Annotated in this window: 19 protein-coding genes and 1 tRNA gene; 8 read left to right on the forward strand and 12 right to left on the reverse strand. The window is 60.1% G+C overall.

What is annotated here, in order from left to right:
* Positions 1-2: 2 nt before the first annotated feature.
* From Mal15_RS03555 to larB, 7 genes are all read right to left on the reverse strand, one after another.
* Positions 3-992: a DHH family phosphoesterase gene (locus tag Mal15_RS03555; RefSeq protein ID WP_147866506.1), complete on the reverse strand. Its 990-nt coding sequence runs from the start codon at positions 990-992 to the stop codon at positions 3-5.
* 15 nt (positions 993-1,007) lie between these two features.
* A complete protein-coding gene (ribF, locus tag Mal15_RS03560) occupies positions 1,008-1,964 on the reverse strand; it encodes a riboflavin biosynthesis protein RibF (protein WP_233903257.1) in 957 nt (318 codons plus the stop codon).
* 208 nt (positions 1,965-2,172) lie between these two features.
* A complete protein-coding gene (locus tag Mal15_RS03565; protein ID WP_147866507.1) occupies positions 2,173-3,240 on the reverse strand; it encodes an ABC transporter permease in 1,068 nt (355 codons plus the stop codon).
* On the reverse strand, positions 3,233-4,729 hold the full coding sequence (locus Mal15_RS03570) for a sugar ABC transporter ATP-binding protein (protein ID WP_147866508.1): 1,497 nt from the start codon (positions 4,727-4,729) through the stop codon (positions 3,233-3,235). The genes Mal15_RS03565 and Mal15_RS03570 overlap by 8 nt, the downstream gene beginning before the upstream one ends.
* Positions 4,726-5,736: an ABC transporter substrate-binding protein gene (locus tag Mal15_RS03575; RefSeq protein ID WP_167546623.1), complete on the reverse strand. Its 1,011-nt coding sequence runs from the start codon at positions 5,734-5,736 to the stop codon at positions 4,726-4,728. Before Mal15_RS03575 ends, Mal15_RS03570 begins: the two co-directional genes overlap by 4 nt.
* Positions 5,737-6,110: 374 nt before the next feature.
* Complete coding sequence (locus tag Mal15_RS03580; protein ID WP_147866509.1) at positions 6,111-6,989, reverse strand: NAD(P)H-hydrate dehydratase; 879 nt, start codon at positions 6,987-6,989, stop codon at positions 6,111-6,113.
* On the reverse strand, positions 6,989-7,846 hold the full coding sequence (larB, locus tag Mal15_RS03585; protein ID WP_233903258.1) for a nickel pincer cofactor biosynthesis protein LarB: 858 nt from the start codon (positions 7,844-7,846) through the stop codon (positions 6,989-6,991). The genes Mal15_RS03580 and larB overlap by 1 nt, the downstream gene beginning before the upstream one ends.
* A 248-nt stretch (positions 7,847-8,094) precedes the next feature.
* On the opposite strand from larB, the gene Mal15_RS03590 reads away from it, so the two are divergent.
* The 3 genes from Mal15_RS03590 (at position 8,095) to Mal15_RS03600 (ending at position 13,331) form a co-directional block, all read left to right on the forward strand.
* Positions 8,095-9,315, forward strand: coding sequence for an argininosuccinate synthase (locus Mal15_RS03590; protein WP_147866510.1), 1,221 nt, complete (start codon positions 8,095-8,097; stop codon positions 9,313-9,315).
* 621 nt (positions 9,316-9,936) lie between these two features.
* Positions 9,937-11,811: a DUF1800 domain-containing protein gene (locus tag Mal15_RS03595; RefSeq protein ID WP_147866511.1), complete on the forward strand. Its 1,875-nt coding sequence runs from the start codon at positions 9,937-9,939 to the stop codon at positions 11,809-11,811.
* Between the two features lie 80 nt (positions 11,812-11,891).
* Positions 11,892-13,331 carry a DUF1501 domain-containing protein gene (locus Mal15_RS03600; RefSeq protein ID WP_147866512.1) on the forward strand — a complete coding sequence of 480 codons (1,440 nt, stop codon included), beginning with the start codon at positions 11,892-11,894 and terminating at the stop codon, positions 13,329-13,331.
* A gap of 149 nt (positions 13,332-13,480) precedes the next feature.
* On the opposite strand, the gene Mal15_RS03605 is transcribed toward Mal15_RS03600, so the two are convergent.
* Positions 13,481-14,386 carry a DUF1559 family PulG-like putative transporter gene (locus tag Mal15_RS03605; protein ID WP_147866513.1) on the reverse strand — a complete coding sequence of 302 codons (906 nt, stop codon included), beginning with the start codon at positions 14,384-14,386 and terminating at the stop codon, positions 13,481-13,483.
* A 33-nt stretch (positions 14,387-14,419) separates the two neighbouring features.
* Between Mal15_RS03605 and dtd the strand changes: the two genes are divergently transcribed.
* Complete coding sequence (gene dtd, locus Mal15_RS03610) at positions 14,420-14,938, forward strand: D-aminoacyl-tRNA deacylase (protein WP_315854285.1); 519 nt, start codon at positions 14,420-14,422, stop codon at positions 14,936-14,938.
* Positions 14,939-15,257: 319 nt separating this feature from the next.
* The gene (locus tag Mal15_RS03615) at positions 15,258-16,529 is read left to right on the forward strand and encodes a hypothetical protein (RefSeq protein ID WP_199773804.1); all 1,272 of its coding nucleotides are present in this window, start codon (positions 15,258-15,260) and stop codon (positions 16,527-16,529) included.
* Positions 16,530-16,631: 102 nt separating this feature from the next.
* On the opposite strand, the gene Mal15_RS03620 is transcribed toward Mal15_RS03615, so the two are convergent.
* The gene (locus tag Mal15_RS03620) at positions 16,632-17,327 is read right to left on the reverse strand and encodes a hypothetical protein (protein WP_147866514.1); all 696 of its coding nucleotides are present in this window, start codon (positions 17,325-17,327) and stop codon (positions 16,632-16,634) included.
* A 492-nt stretch (positions 17,328-17,819) separates the two neighbouring features.
* Here Mal15_RS03620 and Mal15_RS03625 point away from each other — a divergent pair, with 492 nt between their 5' ends.
* The 3 genes from Mal15_RS03625 to Mal15_RS03635 are packed head-to-tail and all read left to right on the forward strand — an operon-like array spanning position 17,820 to position 19,448.
* Positions 17,820-17,987 (forward strand): DUF1328 family protein, encoded by a 168-nt coding sequence (locus tag Mal15_RS03625; RefSeq protein ID WP_147866515.1) that lies wholly within the window; start codon positions 17,820-17,822, stop codon positions 17,985-17,987.
* 2 nt (positions 17,988-17,989) lie between these two features.
* The gene (locus Mal15_RS03630) at positions 17,990-18,760 is read left to right on the forward strand and encodes an SDR family NAD(P)-dependent oxidoreductase (protein ID WP_147866516.1); all 771 of its coding nucleotides are present in this window, start codon (positions 17,990-17,992) and stop codon (positions 18,758-18,760) included.
* Between the two features lie 10 nt (positions 18,761-18,770).
* Entirely contained in the window at positions 18,771-19,448 is a 678-nt protein-coding gene (locus tag Mal15_RS03635) for a hypothetical protein (protein ID WP_147866517.1), read from the forward strand.
* Between the two features lie 345 nt (positions 19,449-19,793).
* Here Mal15_RS03635 and Mal15_RS03640 read toward each other — a convergent pair whose 3' ends face one another.
* The 3 genes from Mal15_RS03640 to Mal15_RS03650 form a co-directional block, all read right to left on the reverse strand.
* Positions 19,794-20,666: a cell division protein ZipA C-terminal FtsZ-binding domain-containing protein gene (locus Mal15_RS03640; protein WP_167546624.1), complete on the reverse strand. Its 873-nt coding sequence runs from the start codon at positions 20,664-20,666 to the stop codon at positions 19,794-19,796.
* Positions 20,667-20,810: 144 nt separating this feature from the next.
* On the reverse strand, positions 20,811-21,368 hold the full coding sequence (locus Mal15_RS03645; RefSeq protein ID WP_147866519.1) for a Uma2 family endonuclease: 558 nt from the start codon (positions 21,366-21,368) through the stop codon (positions 20,811-20,813).
* 32 nt (positions 21,369-21,400) lie between these two features.
* Positions 21,401-21,474: transfer RNA gene (locus Mal15_RS03650), tRNA-Arg, on the reverse strand.
* Positions 21,475-21,992: the final 518 nt, after the last annotated feature.

Consider the following 21,992-nt stretch of genomic DNA (forward strand, 5'->3'; position numbering starts at 1 on the left):
TGCTAAAGCACCTTCTGAAGTTCCTCGATCACGACGGGCAGCACGCGAGCTTTGACGTCGCTGAGTGTGCCTTCTTGGAACGCGCCGGCGGCCGCCTTGTGTCCGCCGCCGCCGAACCGTTGGGCGATCTCGTTGACGGCAAGGTCGCAGCGGCTGCGGAATGAGATTTTAAATCCGCCCATGCGTTGGCCGACGAAGATCACGGCGGCCTTGGTGTTTTCCACCGCCAGCGTCAGATTGACCGAATCCTCGGTGTCGCTCGGCAGGGCGCCCACCGCTTCGAAGTCGCGGGTTTCGACATACGTGTGCATCAGCGCCCCGTCGAGTTCGCTCTCGGTCCGCGAGAGGATTAAACCGCGCAGTTTCAGCCGTGCCAGCGTGTCGCGTTCATACAGGTCGCTGTAGACCTCTGCCGGAACCACGCCGGTGTCCACCAGCCGGGCGATCACGCGGTACGTGTCTGCGTTGACGCTGCCGAAACGGAACCAGCCGGTGTCGGTGGCGATCGCCGCGAACAACGGCACGGCCATCGGCCGGACCAGCGGGACGCCCAACGCATCGGCCGCTTGCACGACCAAGGTTCCGCAGGCTTCGGCCTGGTAATCCTTGTACATCGTCGCCCCCAAGTCGTCTTCGCCGACGTGGTGGTCCAGCACCATCTTGTCGCACGGCGCGGCGCGGACGACATCGGCCATGTCGCCCAGTTGGACCCAAGCACTGGTGTCCAGGATCATGATGCAATCGGCCGAGATGTCTTCGGCTTCGACGTCCTCACCCAGGATTTCGATGTTGCCGGCCGGATCGAGAAACTGCAGCGATGGCGGGACGCGGTGGGCGTTGATGATCCGCACCTGTTTACCCAGTTTGCGAAGGATGTACGCCATCCCGAGTTCGCTGCCCAAGGCGTCGCAATCCGGTCGCACGTGGCTGACCAGGACGAAGGATTGGTAGTGGCTGATCTGGTCGGCAAAGCGTTTCCAGTTGACGGTCATCGGGAATGGATCGCGTTAGTGGGTAACCAGCAACTGCTGGGCGAATCGGATGTCGTTGCGAAGCTGATCGGTCAGTGCGTCGATGGAGTCAAATCGGACGACGCCGCGAACGCGGTCGATCAATTCGACATCGAGCGTTCGGTCGTACAGGTCGCCGTCGAAACCGATCAGGTGGACTTCGACTTTCGTCGCGTCGCCTGACTGGAATGTCGGGCTTTCGCCGATGTGGATCGCCGCGGGGTGGCGGGTGTCGTCGACCGAGGCGTATCCGGCATAGACGCCGGCAGCGGGAATGACCACGTCGATCTGTTCCAGGTTGGCGGTGGGAAAACCGAGCGTGCGTCCGCGGCGGTCGCCGTGTCCGACCCGTCCGCGGATCAGATGCGGTGTGGCCATCATCGCAGCCGCGCCGCGGACGTCTCCTTCGGCCAGCAAGTCTCGGATTCGCGTGCTGCTGATCATCGCTCCGTCGGCAGATTCCATTTCCGCGACCCGGAATTGGATGCCGTGTTCGCCGCACCACCGGCGCAGCACATCCACGTCGCCTTGGCGGTCTTTTCCGAAGCAAAAGTTCTCGCCTTCGACCACCCCGCGGCAGTCCAACGTGTCACAGACCAGGGCGTCGAAGAATGCCTTGGCCGACAGGTTCAACAGGGCAGGGGAGGTCTGGCAAACGAGCAGGAAATCGATGCCCAGTTCGGTCATCCGTCGCGCCCGCAGGTCGATGGAGGTCAATCGTTTGGGCGCCAATTCGGGGCGCAGGATCGCAATCGGGTGAGGGTCGAACAGGCAGGCGATGGCGGGGCCGCCCAGCCGATCGGCCAGTTGACGCGTTTGCCCGAGCAAGCGGGCGTGGCCCAGATGGACGCCGTCGAAGTTTCCGATGCTCAGCACCCCCCGTCGGACCGCCCGCGGGAGCGCAGCATCGACCGCCGAGTCGGTGATATCGGGAAGCGAGACGATTTCGGTCACGAGATTCGAGAGGGCAGGGGAGGGTGGTTCGCGGAAACAGGGTCAGGAGCACATGACAGTGGCGAATCGCCGTGCAAACGTAGCTACCTTCGCCAAAAGGTGGATCCCCGGCGCTTTCCACGCTCTGGCGAGCGTAGCTACGTCAAAGTGTTGACAAAGCACCAGTTTGGCCGATTCGCCGCGATCGGGCGAGGTGGGGACGAATATGTCACCGCAGCCGATCGAACAGCCATTTCGGGGCTCCGTTTCGCAGCCCGTCGATCAGCACCGCGATGATGATGATCACGCCGATGATGATGTGGGTGTAGGTGTTGGGGATCGACAGCATGGTGCAACCGCTGCTGATCGTTTTGATGATCAACGCCCCGATGATCGTCCCGAGGACGGATCCGCGTCCACCGCTCAAGCTGCCTCCGCCCAAAACCACCGCGGCGATGATCTCCAGTTCCTTGCCCGTGCCGTCGGACGGATTCCCGTTTTTCACGTTGGCGAAATAGAGCAGGGCACCCACGGCGACAAACACGCCGGCCAGCGCGTAAACCACCGCCGTTGTCAAACCGACGCGGATCCCGCACAGCCGCGCCGTCGAAACGTTCGAACCGATCGCGACAACATTGCGACCGAAGACGGTGAAGTGCATCAGCGCGGCGACGAACAAACCCAACACGATTGCGATCAACGCACTGGCCGGGATGTGCAAAAAACCGAGCCAGTAGTGATCGGAGTTGCTGCCGGTGTAGCACAGGTAACGCAACCAATCGGGCAGGTGTGCCGTTTCGGGATACACGGTCGATTCATCGGCGATCACCTGGCCGAGTCCCAGGAAGATCGTCATCGTGCCCAGGGTGACGATGAACGGCACCATTTCGGTCAGGCTGATGATCAGCCCGTTGAGCAAGCCGCACAGGACGCCGACGGCCAGCCCCAGAGCGAGTGCGGCTGCGATCCACGTTGCTGCGCCGGCCTGGTCGGCCGGGAGCGTGTAATCACGAAAGGCGATTGCCAGCGCGGTCCCGCTAAGGGTGAGTGCCGTTCCGGCGGACAGGTCGATCCCACCGGCGATGATGATCATCGTCATGCCCAGCGCCGGGACGGCGATCAGGGCGGCCGAGTTGACGATCACCCGCGCATTTCGCGGTGAAAAAAAACGGCCGCTGCCGAATTGCCAGTCCAGGATGGCAAACAGGGCGATGATCGCCAACAGCGCCAGCGTGGGGCCGTGCCGAAACGAGGTCAGCCAATGAAACTTGCCGGGTCGTGCTTGGTTTTCAGTCATGTTCTTCCACTGCGGCCAACGCCGCGACCATCAATTCCTCTTCGTCCCACTCGCTCGCATCGCGAGACTCGGCAAGCCGTCCTCGGGTCATCACGCCGACCCGATCACAAACCGCCAACAATTCCGGCAGGTACGAACTGACGAACACCACCGTTTTTCCGGCGGCCGCCAATTCACCCATCATGCGATAGATTTCCGCTTTCGTTCCGACGTCGATTCCTTTGGTCGGTTCGTCCAACAGATAGATCTCGGCGTCCTGCGCCAACAGCCGGGCGATGGCGACTTTCTGTTGATTGCCGCCGGACAGTTCCGCTACCGGCTGCGTCGGATCCTGGGCTTTGATCTCGACCTTCTTGATCCATTCTCGGGCGTCGCGAAGCCGGGCATTCAAATGGATCCATCCGGCTCGGCTGTAGCGATCGTGATTGCCCATGGCCAGGTTCTCGACGATCGACAGGTTTTGTGCCAAACCTTCGCTCTTGCGGTCTTCGCTGAGCAGCCCGAACCCGGCCCGGCGTCGTCCCCGCACGTTGTGTGGCAGGCGACGGCCGTCCAGTCGGACGTGACCCGCGTACGTCGGTTCCAAAGCGTACAGGCAACGCAGCAGTTCGGTGCGGCCGGCGCCGACCAGCCCGGCGACGCCGAAAATCTCTCCACGCCGCAGTGCCAGCGAAACGTCCTTGGGCATCGGTGCGGCCCCCAAGTCCTCGACTTCCAACCGGACGTCGCCGATTTCGTGGGGCACGTGGGGGAACAGGTCATCGACGTCTCGGCCGACCATCAACGAGATGATCTGGTCGTCGGTGATCGATGCCAATTCTCCGCTGCCGACGGAGTTGCCGTCGCGCAGAACCGCGTAATCGTCGGCGACGCGGCGGACTTCTTCCAAGAAGTGACTGATGTAAATGATCGCCAGCCCGCGGCTGCGCAGGTTGTCGATGATCTCGAACAAACGGTCCACGTCGGCCGCCGGCAGCGAGCTGGTCGGTTCGTCAAACAGGATGATCTTGGCGTCGCTGATCAGGGCTCTGGCGACTTCGATCAATTGTTGTGTGGCGACCGACTGATCGCCGGTCCGCGCCTTGGGGGACAGGTGCATCAGCCCGACGCGGTGCAACGCTTCGCTGACCGCGGCACGTTGCTTGGATCGCATCAGCGTTCCCGCACCGGTGCCGGCGCGGCCCAGCATCACGTTGTCTTCGACGCTCAGATCCGGCGCCAAGGTGAGTTCTTGGTAGACGATCGCAACACCGTGATTGCGCGCGTCGATGGGGCTGGACGGGCGAAAGGGTTGACCCTCAAGCGACATCGTTCCCGCGTCGGCACGATGGGCGCCGCTGAGTGTTTTCAGCAGCGTGCTCTTGCCCGCGCCGTTCTCGCCGATCAATGCCAGCACGCGGCCCGCCTGGGCGACAAGCGAGACCTTGTCCAGGGCGACCGTGGGGCCGAACCGCTTGCTGATTCCGGAGACTTCGAGCAACGGTTTCACTGCACCGTTTCTGGTTTGAGCAGTTTCTGATACTTCGGTTCGTCCATGTTCTCCGGGGTCGCCAGATACTCGCCGGTGCTCTGGAAATCGTCCGAGGTTTCGCCGTTGATGAAGTCGACCAACGTGATGACGGACTGGTAACCCATCTGCACGGGATCCTGCAGCACGATGCCGTGGCAATGGTCGTCACGCATGGCTTGGATCAAGGCGTCGCTGGGGTCAAAGGCGATGAATTTGACCTTGCCCGCCATCCCCGCGTTCTTGATCGCTTCCAGAGTTCCGTTGGCGTTGGGTTCGCAAACGGCAAAGATCCCCGCCAGCGATTCGCCGTGCAGTTGCAGCAACTGGTCCGCCTTTTCTTTCGCGCTCGTCGCGTTATCGCCGGCGTACTGGTCCGACGAAACGACGTTGATGTCGGGGTATTTCTTCAAGGCTTCCAGGAACCCCTCTTCGCGTTGTTCGGTGCTTTCGCTGCCGGCGATGTAACGCAACAGGATCACGTTTCCTTTTTCGCCGATCGCTTCGGCCATCGCGTCGCCGGCCATTTGACCGCCCTTGAAATTGTCCGTCGCGACGTAGCTGACGATCTCCGGACCATCGTCCAGCCCGCTGTCGAAAATCACGACCGGGATGCCTTCGCCGATCGATTCGTCGACCGCGTCGACTAGGCCGCCTTTTTGGTTCGGTGCCAACACGATGCCGTCGACGCCCATCGTGATCATGGATTTGACAACTTCGATTTGGCTGCCGGTATCACTTTCGACCACCGGGCCACGCCAGATGATTTCGACGTTGCCGATCTCTTGGGCTGCCTTTTCGGCGCCGAAGTGTACCGAACGCCAGAATTCGTGGCTGGTGCCTTTGGGGATGACTGCGATGCGGAGCTGTTTGCCGCCGCCGGCGGAGCCCGTGTTGGATGCGGAAGAGTTGTCGGACGATGATTTGCAGCCAGCCACGATCAAGGTGACGGCCAGCAACGCGACCAAGGGGAGGATGAAACGTTTCATGAGCGAGCTTGTGAAGCGATCAGGAGAAGGAGGGTGGGAAGTCGCAATGATAGCCGATGCCGGCACGTGGTGTGGGGCGGTAGCGGGGCCGATTGCCGACACGCTTTCCTCGTTCCCAGGCGGAGCCTGGGAACACACTGTCTCGGAGGCTCCGCCTCTGGGCGGCAAACCGCGTGTGGCAAGAGCCACACCCGCAGCGCGTTCCCAGGCGGAGCCTGGGAACGAGGGGGGCGCCTTGTTCCCAGGCTCCGGCCTGGGAACACACTGTCTCGGAGGCTCCGCCTCTGGGCGGCAAACCGCGTGTGGCAGAGCCACACCCGCAGCGCGTTCCCAGGCGGAGCCTGGGAACGAGGGATTGACGCGTCCCGCTGGCATTAGAGGGAATGGATCACGTCGGGCAGGGATTGCAGCAGTTCCGCGCAGGTCATGCCGGGCTGAGAGTGCTTGGCGGCCGCGGCGTCACCGGCCAAGCCGTGAACAAACACGCCCAATCGTGCGGCGTCCCAAGGGGAAAGACCTTGTCCCAGCAGCGACGTGATGATGCCGGTCAAGACGTCCCCGCTGCCGGCGGTGGCCATCCCCGGGTTCCCGCTGTTGTTGACATGCTCAATGACGTTGCGGTTGTCTGCGGCGCTTTCCAACCCGACCACAACCGTCGGGCCGCCTTTGACGACGATCGTCAGGCCGTGTTTCTCGACCAAGGTCTTCGCGGCGGCGATCTGTCCCGGTCGGTCGCCGGCCGACACGCCGGTCAGCCGTGCCAGTTCACCAGGATGCGGTGTCAGGACCAACGTGGACTGGTCGCGGGGCAGGGCAGGGCGGTCGAGCAATTGGTGCTCGGACAACAGGTTGATAGCGTCGGCGTCCATCAGTCGCATGCAGTCGTTCTGTTGCAACAGTGCTTCGACGATCCGCAACGAGCCGGCGCCGGTCCGCATGCCCGGCCCACAGCCGACGGCATTGAGCGATTGCGTCGAAGGCAGCGTCGCAGAGGATGCGAATTGACCGTCGTCGGTATCCGGCAAGGGGAGGGTCATGATCCCGGGATGAAAGCTCGCAACCGTTTCCAGGCAACGGTCCGGAACGGCGGCCGAAACCAGTCCGGAACCCGTTTTCAATGCGGCCATGGATGACAGCGCGATCGATCCGGCCATGCCGCGAGATCCGCCGATCAACAACACGCTTCCGAAGTCGCCTTTGTGGGCATCCGACGCGCGGGTGGGGAAGGGCAGGGGAGGTGTGGGGTGTGCCATTACGTTGATCGTTCCAGTTGTCGCACGACCAACCCGGCCAGGTAGGCGGCTTTGAAACCGGCGTCGATGTTGACGACCGCGACATTGGATGCGCACGAGCTGAGCATCCCCAGCATCGCGGTCAGCCCGCCGAGCGTCGCGCCATAACCGACGCTGGTCGGGACGGCGAACACGGGGACGCTCAAGTGCCCGCCGACGGCGGCCGGCAGGGCGCCCTCCATCCCGGCGATCACGACCACGGCGGCGGCCTGACGCAGGTGCGGAACCGCGGCCAGCAACCGCGCCGGTCCGGCCACGCCGATGTCGTCGAATTGGCGAAAGCGGATTCCCATCCAGTGCAGCGTTTCAATCGCTTCTTCGGCCACCGGCGCATCGGTGCTGCCGGCGGTGACGACGGCGACGTGTTTGATCAAACCGGCATCGGGAGACACTGCATCTTGGGTTTTCGGAATCGGGCTCGGCGGCGCCGCGTCGGCGACGCCGGCGGTCAGCGTGCGGGCGACCGGGTTGTAGCGCGCCGTGGGGATCTGCGTCTGAACCTGCTCGGCGACCTCCGGGGCGACCCGGGTGGCCAGCGACGGTTGCCCGGCGGCCTGCTGGGACTGGATGATCGCCGCGATCATTTGGGCCGGTTTCCCATCGCCGTAGATGACTTCGGGGAACCCGCAGCGGCGCTGGCGGTCCAGGTCCAGCGTGACCCGCTCGGTCGCGGCGATGTCGGGGGAGGGTGGTGCATCGGCGGGGCCGTCCGCCAACGCCGCCAGGGCGTCGGCGACGCTCCGCCGTCCGGTCGCGACCTCGGTCAGCAGGCGGGCGAGCGGTTCGTGGTTTGATTTGGGGGGCGGATGGGGAGGCAAGGATGGGCCGTGGCGGAAATGGGGAGCGGTCAGTGACGGGGCAGGGCAGGGGAGTCTTGGTCAACGCGGGTTTGCAACTCGGCGCCGCGCTGGTCCAATGGGCTGCAGTTCCATGTTATCCAAACAGGGTGGTCCGGGCGAAGCCGACGTGGCTGGGTGTTCGCGGCCCCCAGTCCCGGTGGGCCGGTAGCGGCGTGCCCGGCGACCCGACACTTCCACTTGAACAGCATCAGCAAAGGCCTTGGTTCATGTCGACTAAGAAATGCGTTTTGGCTTACTCCGGCGGTCTGGATACCTCCGTCATCTTGGGATGGTTGCAGGACCAGGGTTACGAAGTCCACGCCGTGTATGTCGATCTGGGGCAGCCCTGTGAGGATCGCGACGCGATCATGAAAAAGGCGCGTGATTGCGGTGCCGCCTCGGCGCGATTGATCGACGTCCGCGAAGAACTGTGCCGTGACTTTGCCTTTCCCGTGCTGGCGTGGCAGGCCAAGTACGAGCAGATCTATCTGTTGGGGACTTCGATCGCGCGGCCGTTGATCAGCAAAATCTGTTTGCAGGTCGCTCGCGAGGTCGGCGCCGTCGCTTATGCCCACGGTGCAACCGGCAAGGGCAACGATCAGTGCCGATTCCAATTGGCCGCCGAAGCGTTGGATCCGAAGGTCGAGATGATCGCGCCGTGGCGGATCAAAGAGTTCCGTGAGGCATTCCCGGGACGAACCGAATTGATCGCCTACTGTGCCGAAAAGAACATCCCGGTCAAAGCTTCCACAGCCAAGCCGTACAGCAGCGACGAAAACGTGCTGCACATCAGCTACGAAGCGGGCGAGTTGGAGGAGCTGGACGTCAACGGTGTGGAATTGGTCGAGTTCGGCATGGGCGTCAGCCCGCAAGAGGCTCCCGATGAGAGCGAGTCGGTGACGATCGGTTTCGAATCCGGTGTCCCGACGACGCTGAACGGACAAGCCGCGAGCGCGCTGGAAATGGTCGAGCGACTCAATGACATCGGTGGCCGCAACGGCATCGGTCGCATCGACATGATCGAAAACCGATTCGTCGGGATGAAAAGCCGTGGTGTCTATGAGTCGCCCGGTATGACGATCCTGTATGACGCGTTGATGTACGTCGAACAATTGACCATGGACCGCGACCTGATGCACCTCCGCGATCGCTTGGCCCCCGAAGTCGCCGAAATGGTTTACTACGGGTTCTGGTACACGCCCAAGATGGACGCGCTGATGTCGTTCATCAAACAAGCTCAATCGGTCGTGACCGGCGAAGTCACGTTGAAGTTGTACAAAGGAAACATCTCGGTCGATTCGCGGAGCAGCCCGAACAGCCTGTACGACGCCGAAATCGCCACGATGGAAGGGGGCGGGTCCTACAACCAAGATGACGCCGAAGGTTTCTTGAGGATCCAAGGCTTGCCCAGCCGCGTCCAAGGCACCGTGACGCCTCGCAAGTATTAAGGCGGTGGGGGGAGTGGTTTTTTGGGGGCGTCCTAAGACTTGAGGAAAGTCTCACTTTCTCGTTCCATGGCTCCGCCATGGAACGAGCTGCAGGTTTGGCTCCCGCCTGTGCAGTGCAATCTCTGGATTCCGCGGTGAATGGTCGACTCACAGTCGCCATCGGGCGACGAACTACCAGTGACATCAGCCGATTCACGCAAGCGTTCGGGCAACCGCGTCTCTGGAAGCCCGTAGGCTGGCGCCAAACGGCTGATCCCAAGAGGGTTTGGCAGAATCGAAAACTCCAGAATCCTACGAACGAAAACACGAACGGATCAAATGGTCTTTCGCAGCCCAGGCGGAGCCTGGGGAAAAGTCCGTTCCCAGGCGGAGCCCGGGAACGAGGCGGGGGCAATCATCGTTGTGGGGGTATCGCGTAGCCTGGAATGACTGCTTCGCCCGCGTTCTGATTGACCCCGCCGCCGGTTTGGCTTAGCCTTCTTGGCGCGAATGTGGCGATTATTCTGAAAATACTGGATCAGATGTCGCCGTTCGCACTGCCCGAGCGTTTGTCAACGCAATGGGGTCTTTTCCAATCGGCTCGCGAATTGGCTGGGCCGAATCCTTTTCAAGGTGAGAGCGATGCCGTTGCGGACGATTGCTTGGATGGGAGTGTTGGTTTGCCTGTTTGGTGTCGGCTTGTCGGGCACCGCAGTGGATGCGGGCACCTTTGAAGCCAACACGCGTCGTGAGATCTCGATGACGAAGCGCAAGATCCGCGCCGCGCAGTTTCTTTCTCGCGCGACCTTCGGACCGAACCTGCAGCAGATCGAGGCGCTTGCCGAGCGGATGGGCCAGATCGGGACGCGGCGTGCCTGTGAGGAATGGATCGATCAACAGATGGCGCTGCCGGCCGCGTACCACCATCCCTTGGCGTTGGACATGATCGCCCGTGACGGGCTCACTTCGACCCAGGGTGACGTTTGGATTCAACGGTATCGCTACCATGCGTGGTGGCACTGTGCGTTGGCCGGCGAAGATCAGCTTCGACAGCGAGTGGCATGGGCGCTGATTCAGATTCTTGTGACCAGCCAAGACGGTGCGGGGTTCAATGATCAGAACCCCGGACACTACAGCGGGGAAGGGCGGTGGCTTGGGCCGACACATTATTATGACTTGATGGTCCGTCATGCGTTCGGCAACTATCGCGAGTTGCTCGAGGACGTGACCTATCACCCGATCATGGGTGTCTACTTAAGTCATATGCGGAACCGCAAAACCGACCAGGCCAGCAATCGGTTTCCCGACGAGAACTACGCCCGCGAGATCATGCAGTTGTTCACGATCGGGTTGTACGAACTGCATCAGGACGGTCGGCTGAAGACCGATGAGTCGGGCAACTTGATCCCGACCTATGACAACGAAACGATCAAGGAGTTTGCCAAGGTCTTCACGGGGTTGGCGTTCAAGCCTCATCCCAATGCGACGGGGACGGGCCAGTTTTGGTGGGGCAACGAATTCGAAGCACCGATGCAGATGTTCGATTTTGAACATGAGCCCGGATTGAAAACCTTGCTCGGCGGAGAAGTGATCGGCAGTGAGACGAACGTCGATGGAGAAGCGGATATCACCGCGGCGCTGGACAATCTGATCGCCCATGACAATGTCGCTCCCTTCATCTCGCGCCGCCTGATTCAGCGGTTGGTCAAAAGCAACCCCTCGCGCGGTTACATTCGTCGCGTTGCCCGCAAGTTCAATGACAACGGGCAAGGTGTCAAAGGCGATCTGGCCGCTGTCGTCAAAGCCGTGTTGTTGGACCCCGAGGCTTGGAGTGGACAGCGATTGCTCGGCCGCCGCCGACCGAATCGGGTGGACGTGATTCCTCGGGGAACGGATTACTCGACGTTGACCGAGCCGGTGATTCGATACACGCGTTTGCTTCGTGGAGTCAACGCGACGAGCAACCATCACAGCGGACGGGCGATGTTGATGTCCCAGAATTACAGCTGGACACAAGAGCCCTACTTGTCCCCGACGGTGTTCAATTTTTACCTGCCCGACTACCAGCCGCCGGGTGATTTGCTCGGCTATACGCCGTCTCGCCGGATCCCGAACGGATTCCTGGCATCGCCGGAGTTCCAGATCAAGACGCCGGTCACGTCCAATCGCTTGGCCGGTCGATACATTTGGGACATCTCCAATCAGATGTCGCAACAACGCTGGTCCAACGGCACCAGCGGGTTCTCTCACAACAGCGACATGGTCTTTCATTTGGAAGACGAAGAAACGCTGTGCACCGAGGACGAGGACATGCATGAGCTGATGGATCGATTCGACTTGCTGTTTTGCTACGGATCGATGCCGCAGGATTACAAGGACCGGGTGGTCGAGGTCACGACGGCGGAAACGCAGTGGATGAAAAACAACGCTGAGTATCGTCCCCGGCTGGAAGAGTTTCGGGTCAACGCGGCGCTGATGGCGACCGTGTTGTCTCCGTTCGCCGCCATTACCGAATAGCGCGGCTCGGAATCGAATGCCGTGGATCTTGTCGCTGGCAACTGCCACCCCAACACTTTTCTCCAACCGGACCGATTGCCATGAACCCCACGCATCGCATTCACCGCGAGCCACTTCGTCGCGATATTTTGAAGCTAGCCGGAGGCTGTGCGGCGCTGACGAACACGTCGCTGCTGTCGACGCTGTTCAGTCTGTCGGCCACCAACGCCGCCGTCGCCGCGAATGACTTGAGCGGTTACAAGGCGCTGGTCTGCGTGTTCTTGTACGGGGGCAACGATTCCTTCAACATGCTCTCGCCACTCGAGCCCACCGAACGGGCGGACTATCTGAATGCGCGGGGAGGCGTGTACGAGGCGGGCAACGGCGCATTGGGGTTGCCCGAGAACGAATTGCATCCGATCACCGACAACGCCACCGGTCGTCGCTTCGGGGTCCATCCCGGCATGGGCGATGTGCAGCAGATCTATCAAAGCGGTGACCTGACGTTTATTTGCAATATCGGCAGTTTGGTCGAACCGACGACGATGGCGCAGTACCAAGCGCGAACCAACCTGCCGCTGGGATTGTTTTCGCACGCCGACTTGCAACGGCACTGGATGACGTCGGTCCCACAGACGCGTTCGCAAGTCACCGGTTGGGCCGGCAGGATGGCGGACCTGATCACCAGTCAGGTCAATTCGAACGACAGCATTTCGATGAACATCGCGCTCAATTCGGTCAACATGATGCAGACCGGCGGTTCGGTGATTCCCTACATCGTCACCAACTCCGGCGCCAGCGAAGTCGGCTGGTACGGACAGACCTGGACCCAGGCAAAGATTTACACACAACTGACCGACGATGTGCTCTCGCGGTCTTACGGAAATCTGGTCGAAAAGACGTTCGCCAATGCGAACCGCAACGCGCTCGATTCGGCAATCGCGTTTAACGAAGCGGCAAACGCGGTCAATTTGAACACGACCTTTCGGACCAACAACAACAATCTGTCCAGCCAATTGCAGATGGTGGCCAAAACCATCGGCGCTCGCGCGACGATCGGCCATACTCGGCAGATCTTCTTTGTCAACATCGGCGGCTGGGACAACCATGATGAATTGATCAACAACCAGCAAACCAATCTGACCCGCGTCAGCGAAGCGTTGAAAGACTTTTACGACGCGATGACGGAGTTGGGAGTTCAGAACGATGTCGTGACCTTTACCGCAAGCGACTTTGCACGGACGCTCAATAGCAATGGTCGCGGCAGCGATCATGCCTGGGGCGGCAATCAGATCATCATGGGCGGGGCGGTCAAAGGCAATCAGTTGTGCGGAACCTATCCCGATTCGCTGGCCCCGGGCAACCCGCTGGATCTCGGCCGCGGGCGTTTGCTGCCCACCACATCGGTCGACGAAATGTGGTGTGAACTGGCGATGTGGTACGGATTGGAGAATGACAACCAGATGGAAAGCATTCTGCCGAACATCCGCAACTTCGTCGGCAGCGGCCAGGCGGCTTATCCGCTCGGGTTCTTGGCGTAACGCTCCACGACGCGACCGCAGTTCAGCCGTAGCTGCCTTCGCCAGAAGGTGGTTCCCCGGCTTTCTCCATGCTCGCATCGAGCGTCGCGACGCCGACGTGGTGTTGTCCAGCGAGGCCGTGGCGATCCGGGAATCTCTCCGACAGGGGTTCAGTCCAGCGTGTCATCCGGCAATGGCTCGTTGCCGTTGGGCGTGACCAGCGCGGCGAAGGTCCTGGGCGGGAGGTCGTTGGGCAGGAAGTGGCCGCGGCCGTCGACGGTGGCCATGGTGGCGCCGCTGGACATTCTGCCCCCCGGTTCAATCCCGACGGTTCCGTTGATCACGCCTTGCATCGCCGTGTAGTCCAGGTCGACCGGTTCGGCCCAGCCGCCGATCGCGCGGTTGATCGGTGGCGCGCCCGCGATCACCAGAATGGTCTGCGACGCATTGTCTTGGATCTTGTCGGGCGCGAGCGGGCCGGTCGGAGGAAAGAGCGTTCCCGGCCCGGTGATCAAATAGTATCCCGATTGGGTTCCGGCGCGATTGGTATCGTTGGGGTGAATGTACACGGACGGCATCGCGTAACTCGCTTGCAGGTTCAGTTCGTGATCCCAAGGCTTGCTGAGGTCGAACTGGTCGTACAGATCCTGTTCGCCAAGGTAGGGCAAGATCAGGACACGCCAGGAATGCATCGGCAGGCCGGCGCTGTCGCGAAGGGTTGCCGGCGGATAGGTCCCGTAATCTGCCGCGTACGCGTTCAGTGCCGTGGCGATGCTTTCCAAGTTTTTGATCGACGCGTTCTGTAGACGGATTTCGGCCAGCCGTGACACGCTGGCACCGCCGAACCGGATGGCGGCAAACGCGATGCAGACCAGCATGGTCAGCACTACGCCGGCGGCAATCATTACCCCCAGCGGTCGTTTGCGTTCGCCCAGGTTCTTGGTCGGCGTTGAGGCGGCGAAGTCGGGCAGATGGATGGGGGCGCCGCACGAAAAGCATTCGCCGGACTTTCCACTGTATTGGTCTTCAACCTGAGTTTGCGCGTGGCAATGCGGGCAGGTAAACAGGTAGGGCATGAATGGTCAAACGCCTTGCGAGACGTGGAGTGCATGGTGATGATTGGCAGCGTGTCCGGGAAGCGAACGTTCGAAGCTCAGGGGCACGAGCGATTCATTTTAGAGGACAAGACATTGAAAGTGGTGTTGCAGCGGGTCAGCGAGGCAAGCGTTTCGGTCGCCGGGGAGGTCGTGGGCGAAATCGGGACCGGTTTTTTGGCTTTGGTCGGGATCGGCCACGGAGACGATGAAACGGTCGTCCGCTGGATGGCGGAGAAGACGGCGGTGCTGCGTGTCTTTGAAGACGAAGCGGGCAAGATGAATCGATCCGTGATCGACGTCGGCGGCAGCGTCTTGGCCGTCAGCCAATTCACGCTGTACGGAGATTGCCGCAAGGGACGTCGGCCTGCGTTCACGGACGCCGCCCCGCCGGAGGTCGCTGAGCGGTTGTACGAGTTGTATGTCGAGGAATTGAAAGGGCAGGGGATCGGCGTCGAAACCGGCGTCTTCGCAGCCGACATGAAGGTGGCGTTGGTCAACGACGGCCCGGTGACGATGCTGTTGCAGCGGTGAAGGAGTGAAGGAGTGAAGGAGTGGAGGAGTGGAGGAGTGGAGGAGTGGAGGAGTGGAGGAGTGGAGGAGTGGAGGAGTGGAGGAGTGGAGGAGTGGAGGAGTGGAGGAGTGGAGGAGTGGAGGAGTGAAGGAGTGAAGGAGTGAAGGAGTGAAGGAGTGAAGGAGTGAAGGAGTGAAGGAGTGAAGGCCCGACGCTCAATTGCTCCCGACTCCCGACTCCCGACTCCCGACTCCCGACTCCCAACTCCCAACTCCCAACTCCCAACTCCCAACTCCCAACTCCCAACTCCCAACTCCCAACTCCCAACTCCCAACTGCAATGCCCCCCCTCCCGTTCCCTTTCCCCGCAGTGCTCCTCCTGGGCGTCGTTCTATTAACACTCCCCGCGGCGGTCGCAGAGGAGCCGTACCGGCCCGAGGTGGGTCGGTTTCCTGCGTTGGAAAAGGCGCACTCCTATCGGGGCGAATTGGTCTTTGTCGATCACGCCAACCGCCGAGGCAGTTTGCGTGTGGAAGGCGAGGGCACGTATTTCCGAAACGCTCCACACCCATTTGCCATGCTTCCCTATGGCATCGTGCAGTACCACGGAGCACCGGCGGATCTCAGAGACATCCCGCTGGGCACGGTGATGCACGTGCGAGCCTTTTTGCCGCCCGACCCGACGATCTCCGCCGTGCCCGTCTTGCCGGTCGATAACCGAAAGAAAACCGCCGGCTACAGCGGCGCCGGGATTGCCCCGGCGGAAAACCATGTCCTGTTGCTTGAAGACGAATCCAGCCACTGTCTACGTACGGGAATGGTCTGGAAACTCAAGGAACTGGAGATCGAGAACAACCAAGGGACCTTCGTCGCCAGCCGCGAGCCGCGGGAAGGAACGGGCGGCGAGGCTCGCGAGGAATCGATGACGTTTGATGTCGCAACCCGCATCTGGCGCGGCCGCGAATGTCTCGGCATCGAGGACCTGATCGACGAAGGCATCTGGCCCGCCGCTGGTCATAAATCGCTTGATGCCCAATCCGTTCAGCTCGGGATCACGTGGAAACCCACGCCGGGCGGTGTGTTCACACGATTTCATGTCTCGGACATTTGGCTAGACGAGACGGCGATCAGGCGGGCCGCTGACCGGCAGATCGAAACGCACAAGGCGTTCATCCGCAGCCGCTGGATGCCCGCCTGGATCGACGACGTCCGGTATGGAAAATTCGGACGCGCAACCGTGACCGCGACCTTGTTCGGCGGCATGGCCCCTTCGCTTTACGCCGATTTCCGAACGGGAATCCAGGCAGCCATGAATGCGTCCGAGAACACGCTGAAGCATGCCGGCGGTAACTATGGACCGGCGCACATGGCATCCAAGGGCACCCTGCTGGACGTCACAAAGAAGGAGGGCGAAGTCCCGCTGGGCAGCAGTGGCATTCAAATCCACTTTGAGACTGACCTGATCATCGAAGGCATCCGTCCCGGTCGAGTGGTGCGCGTTCGTCCGGCAGGATGGCCCGACGTGAACCTGCCTCGCGAGGAGTTCCTGGGCGATGGAGGCTTCAGCCACGAAAACCGCTTCCCCACCCCGGCCATTTTCCCGAAATACTGACGCTGATCCGAAACGTCTGTCCGGCAATCCGGACCGTGACATTCGTTTTAGGTTTCACCTGCGCGATGAACACCATGCCGCTCTAAACATCGACAATGATTATCACTGGTCATCAATCGCTTGGGCGTTTCCGGTATACGGCAAGGTCCATGAATTCACGACCTGATCCATCGACGGTTTCGTCCACACGACTCGGCCGTCAAATGTCGCTTGGGGAGCAGCACCGCACAGACGCGCGAATCCGAATTGCCAACCGTTATCAGTGGCTTCCAACAGCAACAAAACCTCTGGATTGGTTCCATGGACAAACGCAAACACGGCCCCATCCAAACCGGATCGACCGTCAACGGTGTATTGATCGATCGGCTGGGGCATGAGACGCAACCGATAGTGCTGTCCAAGATAGACCTCCGAAGCTTCGAAACGTCTGGCGAGCTGTTTTAGTTGACGAAGACGTGTTTGCTGGGAAGGTGATGGCCCCGGCACGCCTTGGAGAGGTTTCATGGCCAGCGCCGACACGCTCGGTTTCCAGGTCCAGCCTGCCCCGGCAACCATCTCAAATTTTTGCTCCGTCAGGCAGAGGAACTCATAGTTGACATCCCTTTGCGATGCTTTGTCGACGATTTCCATCGCCACGATCACAAGGGGTCGGTCTGTGCCGATCTTCCAAATCACCCCGTCAGATGTCTCGCGTGTCGCGTCACCAAAACGAAGGATCGCCGTTTTTGTTTCGAATTCGGAGGCTTCGATGGGACGCCCGAGCGGACGCACCCTGATGGCGTCGACCAATTTTTGCATGGATCTAAAATTCGAATCCGCTTTCTCGCCTTCAGGTCCTTGCGCCAGACAGGCCCCTGAACTCAAAAGAAACACCGCGATCATGGTCGCATGGCCGAGGGCAAAGGCATGGAGGGTTCGTCTCATCGGGTCACCGCACGATTCGTCATGGCCGTTCACTACTCACAAAACAGACGCCGCGTCTATTGTAGCAAGTGTCACACCGGCTTGCGTCGCAATTCCGCGAAGAGATTCGTGGCCCGACGGCGCACCGCTTCGGTGGGAAACTGCTCGCTCAAACAGCAGGGTGATTGATCGTTGACCAGCATTTTCGCTCGGATTTGGCAACGGGACGCAAATCAAGCGTGAATTTACATCCGGGTGTTTGAAATCTCCGTTTTGGAACGGCGAATGCAAGATTGCCCGAACCAGTTCACCGGTATGTGACGTTTCCCTTTCCCGCTTGTGGGTGCTGCCGGTCGCCAACAGGTGATTTCCAAAAAGGTCCTTTCCATGCTTTACTGGGCAGCCGTATTTTTTTTGATCGCGTTGGTCGCCGCCGTCTTCGGATTTGGTGGCATCGCCGGCGGAGCCGCCTCGATCGCGCAAGTTTTGTTTGTCGTGTTCCTTGTGCTGTTCGTTCTTAGTCTGATCTTCGGACGCCGTGGACCGGTGGCCTAAGCATGCCGACGACACTTATCACGGGCGCTTCGTCCGGTATCGGCCTTGAGCTTGCCAAGCTATTTGCCGCCGACGGCGAGAACGTCGTCTTGGTTGCTCGCAGCGAAGGCAAGCTCGAGGAATTAGCGCGTCAGCTTCGATCCACCTACCCGATCGAAGCGACCGCGATCCCGAGCGATCTATCAAGGTCGACCGCCGTCGAGGAGCTCCGCAGCGAATTGTCGCGGCATTCTCTTCGCATCGACACACTCGTCAACAATGCCGGATTTGGCGCGTTGGGGAAGTTTGCGGAACTGGATGCCGACCGACAAAGGAACATGTTAATGGTCAACGTGGTCGCGCTCACTGGGCTCACGCGTCAATTGCTGCCCGGTATGATCGAGCGCGGCAGTGGGGGAATCCTGAACGTCGGCAGCACGGCAGCCTATCAAGCCGGCCCGAACATGTCGGTCTATTATGCCACCAAGGCCTACGTCCTGTCCTTCACCGAAGGGCTACGCGAAGAGCTCGCAGGCACCGGCGTGTCCGCAACGGTGCTCGCCCCTGGACCGACCGAGACCGGTTTCGGTGCAGATTCCGGCATGGGCAAGTTTAGCTTCTTTCAAAAAGCCGCCATGTCTGCCAGGGCAGTGGCAAAGGCCGGTTACGCAGGCTATCGCAAAAACGAAGACGTCGTCATCCCCGGCTGGCGAAATCGGTTGATGACGACCGGCGTCGGATTCCTACCTCGCGTCGCGACTCGGAAGATCGTCGCAAAGATTCAGGACGCGTGATCGAAGCGAAATGACTGGACACCTACAACATCAATGGGTGGTGGCAGGCATCGTGTCGGCATCGGCACGCTTCATTCCGATCCCGTTTGTCGACGATTTGGTGCAGAGTCAGTGCCGGCGGTTCGTCGTTGCGCGAACGCTTGCCAACCACGACACGAACCTGACAACGTCTCAACTGAAGCCGCTTTATTCTAACGGCGGCGGCTGCCTCCCCGGCTGCACGACGCTCCTTGCCAAGGCACCCCTGAAACTGCTGCTGTTCCCGATCCGAAAGATCGTCGCGGTCGTCACCTCGGTCCGAGGCGTCCCGGTAGAAATCATGCGAATGGTATTGCTCGGACGCACGCTCGATCGCTACTTAAAAACGAATCGCATCGATCCAGGATCCGGTGACGCTGCAAAGATGAGGCTGGCATTCGAGGCATCGTTTGCACGCATGGATCTGCGTGTCGTCAAAGCCGCGGTGGCCGATGCTTTAGCCGGTGTAAACGGATGGAAGAAAGCCGCAGTAGACACTGCACAGGAAATTGCGCGTCCACGGGAACGGACAAGCGAAGGACTCAATCCATCAACGGAAGTCGAGACAGGAGCCAGGAAGGTCGAAGAGGTGCTGCAACGCCCCGAAACACTCACCCTGTTCGCCGACTTTGATCAAAAATTCGATGACGCATTGGAGCGATTGGGCTAATCCGTGATTGAATGAAGTGGGAAGTTGACTCAGCTTTGTTATCACGCCAATGGTTGGCCCGACTGATTCCCTCGATCGCGAACCACCGACGAGCGATTTACGCTTCGTCCAGTTGATCCTAAAACATCCGCAATGCGGATCCGGTACCTGGCTCAAAACCTAGTTTGCTGAGCTCCGATTCAATCTGGCTGACTCGCTCTGTCAACATTTGCATCGACAACTTGTTCCCACCAAGCGTGTAGTGAATCGATCCTCCGAGCCGCCCTTGGCAGTACTGCACGGCTCTATCCATCAGTTTGGCAACTTCGGCTGGCTGACAAGTCCGGGGGACACTGAATAGAAAGATTAAGTCACTTGTTTGCAGCTGACCAGCCGCAATCTGCTCAGGCAAAAAGTACCCGGGCGGCGTCGATGTTTCAACACTGAAGAAATAGTCATCTCCCGCTCCCCGACGTTGTTCCAGTGGAAGCAATCCATGTCACCCCATCGCAAACCAAGACACAGCATCACGTCCCAGATTTCGGTGCCTCGAAAGGGCTTGGTCTGGTCTGCGACAAGACAGATTGCCACCGTCTGATCGTATTTGTCAGAAAGTCCAGACAGAGATTGTGCGTGTTGCGCTGCTTGGCTCGGAGATTTACTTGTTGTCGAATTGCAATCGCCAATATGTTTCGCCACGACCTCCTCGACGGCATCCAATCGAGCCTGGTATTCCGATGCAGTTGCTGGCACGAATTCGGAATCCCAAGTTCGGTTGTAGTCGTACGAGACTTTCAATCCTGTCACGGACTCTGGGCCGTCCGCCGAAATAAGAAATGTCCAGAATCCAGACTTGGCGTCCTTTCCGTACAGTGAACATGGACCAAGTTGGTCTCGAAACGATTCATCGAATAGCGCAGACAGTTCCTTCGCGATTGCTGTTTTTGCCGCTGGAAACTCAATGTCGATGACCCATTCGACGGATGTATCAGGAAGATACTCTTCGCGATCGTAATCTTCTGCCACCGAGTCTGGCTTCCATTCACCGAGCACGTGAGATGCGTCTTCGGAACCCTCGCTCGGAAGCAATCTGTCGGCGCGGGCTTGGCTTTCACTATTCGTGCTCAGATACAAGTTGTCGAATGGATCCTCGGGCATGGTTTGGCTTTCCGAATTGCAGCCGGCTGAAAACGCAATTGTTAAGCAGACGATCGCAACTGAGGGGATTGGTAGATTCATGCAGCGTATTCTAACCGAAGATCTCATTCAGAATTGCAATCGGGGCCACCCACAAATGATGCTTGCCGGCAGGGAAACAGTGACGCGCGCTGAGCTCCGGCGGGAGTTGGTTGCGGTCTCGTGAAGTGTCTGAGGCGGAGAGGCTTAACCAGTGGTGAGCGTCACCTGAATCGCCAGCAGAGGCAGACTTTCGATGGGTTGTCCAAATTCAAACGTTTCCTTTGTGCCGTAGCCTGCTTCGCCCAGGTGTGTGAATCGCTCGATTGTTTTGCTGTTTGGCAGAACGATCCAGTATTCAGGAATCTGAGCTTCGGCATAGACCGCCGACTTGGCTCGATCGATGGCTTCCGAACTGACGGCGACCTCAACGACCACGTGTGCTGTCGAAGGGTGGCTTGCGCCGGGCTGGTAGGATCCAACCTGGACAATCGCGATGTCGGGTTCCGGTTCCGATGACGATAACGTCAGGGGCTCCTCCTTTCGCAGTTCCAACTCGGGAGGCAGCTGGGCCTCGATCGCTGAAACGAGTTGCTTGACGATCAACGTGTGCAGGGGCGACTTGATCCTCTTTTGCAGGATTATCCCACCGATCAATTCCGTTCGCTGGTCGATGATCCCCGCCTTTCCCATCCGGTGAAAGGTTTCGACCGAGATCGGAACAACGGCACCACGGATGGCGGGGTTTGATAAAAGAGCGCTCACCAGAAATTCCAGGCGTGCGACAGGTCAGAAAGTACACCCGGCAGGATTCGAACCTGCAACCCTCGGTTCCGAAGACCGATGCGCTATCCAGTTGTGCCACGGGTGCTCGTCTTGCGACAAGAGACGTATTTTGCCTGATTCGGGTTCGGTTGTCTAGCGCCGTCGAGAAACTTCATCACGGCAATTTCGAATCGGCTCTGCTGGGCCGCAGTGGTCGACGCAGACTACGGGAAAAGGTGGTTCTGCGGGAAAAAGTGGCTGATCCGCATCAGAAACTATCTCGGTCTGCTGATTGAATCGGTTTCATTAGGGAACTCCTTGAATTCGAGCCGCCCCCTCTCTTTCAGGGTGCTTCGGACCGCAAGAAAGACCGGTGCCCATGGATGGCAGCGCGAACCCACGGATAGGATGCGGTCGGGGATCCGTGGGCGGTTGATGAAGAGCCTGTGACTTTTTTGTCGCTAGCAGCGCAGAACGCACCGCAAGATGCGGACAACGGCGGTTCGCTCGTGGGGCGGCCCGCCGGTGCTCTTGAGCGGTGGCGGTCGATCGAGTACGAATCCCTGGGGGGACGGCTCCCTGGGGGTTAAGGCGGGAAACGCACTTGCCACCGACGCACTGGGC

Source organism: Stieleria maiorica (assembly GCF_008035925.1).
GTDB lineage: Bacteria > Planctomycetota > Planctomycetia > Pirellulales > Pirellulaceae > Stieleria > Stieleria maiorica.

Excerpts from the sequence above, each read along its gene's own strand:
- Mal15_RS03555 (WP_147866506.1), bottom strand. The coding sequence starts at position 992 with ATGACCGTCAACTGGAAACGCTTTGCCGACCAGATCAGCCACTACCAA.
- Mal15_RS03565 (WP_147866507.1), bottom strand. The coding sequence starts at position 3,240 with ATGACTGAAAACCAAGCACGACCCGGCAAGTTTCATTGGCTGACCTCG.
- Mal15_RS03575 (WP_167546623.1), bottom strand. The coding sequence starts at position 5,736 with ATGAAACGTTTCATCCTCCCCTTGGTCGCGTTGCTGGCCGTCACCTTG.
- Mal15_RS03580 (WP_147866509.1), bottom strand. The coding sequence starts at position 6,989 with ATGGCACACCCCACACCTCCCCTGCCCTTCCCCACCCGCGCGTCGGAT.
- Mal15_RS03590 (WP_147866510.1), top strand. The coding sequence starts at position 8,095 with ATGTCGACTAAGAAATGCGTTTTGGCTTACTCCGGCGGTCTGGATACC.
- Mal15_RS03595 (WP_147866511.1), top strand. The coding sequence starts at position 9,937 with ATGCCGTTGCGGACGATTGCTTGGATGGGAGTGTTGGTTTGCCTGTTT.
- Mal15_RS03600 (WP_147866512.1), top strand. The coding sequence starts at position 11,892 with ATGAACCCCACGCATCGCATTCACCGCGAGCCACTTCGTCGCGATATT.
- Mal15_RS03605 (WP_147866513.1), bottom strand. The coding sequence starts at position 14,386 with ATGCCCTACCTGTTTACCTGCCCGCATTGCCACGCGCAAACTCAGGTT.
- dtd (WP_315854285.1), top strand. The coding sequence starts at position 14,420 with ATGGTGATGATTGGCAGCGTGTCCGGGAAGCGAACGTTCGAAGCTCAG.
- Mal15_RS03615 (WP_199773804.1), top strand. The coding sequence starts at position 15,258 with ATGCCCCCCCTCCCGTTCCCTTTCCCCGCAGTGCTCCTCCTGGGCGTC.
- Mal15_RS03620 (WP_147866514.1), bottom strand. The coding sequence starts at position 17,327 with ATGCAAAAATTGGTCGACGCCATCAGGGTGCGTCCGCTCGGGCGTCCC.
- Mal15_RS03625 (WP_147866515.1), top strand. The coding sequence starts at position 17,820 with ATGCTTTACTGGGCAGCCGTATTTTTTTTGATCGCGTTGGTCGCCGCC.
- Mal15_RS03630 (WP_147866516.1), top strand. The coding sequence starts at position 17,990 with ATGCCGACGACACTTATCACGGGCGCTTCGTCCGGTATCGGCCTTGAG.
- Mal15_RS03635 (WP_147866517.1), top strand. The coding sequence starts at position 18,771 with ATGACTGGACACCTACAACATCAATGGGTGGTGGCAGGCATCGTGTCG.
- Mal15_RS03640 (WP_167546624.1), bottom strand. The coding sequence starts at position 20,666 with ATGAATCTACCAATCCCCTCAGTTGCGATCGTCTGCTTAACAATTGCG.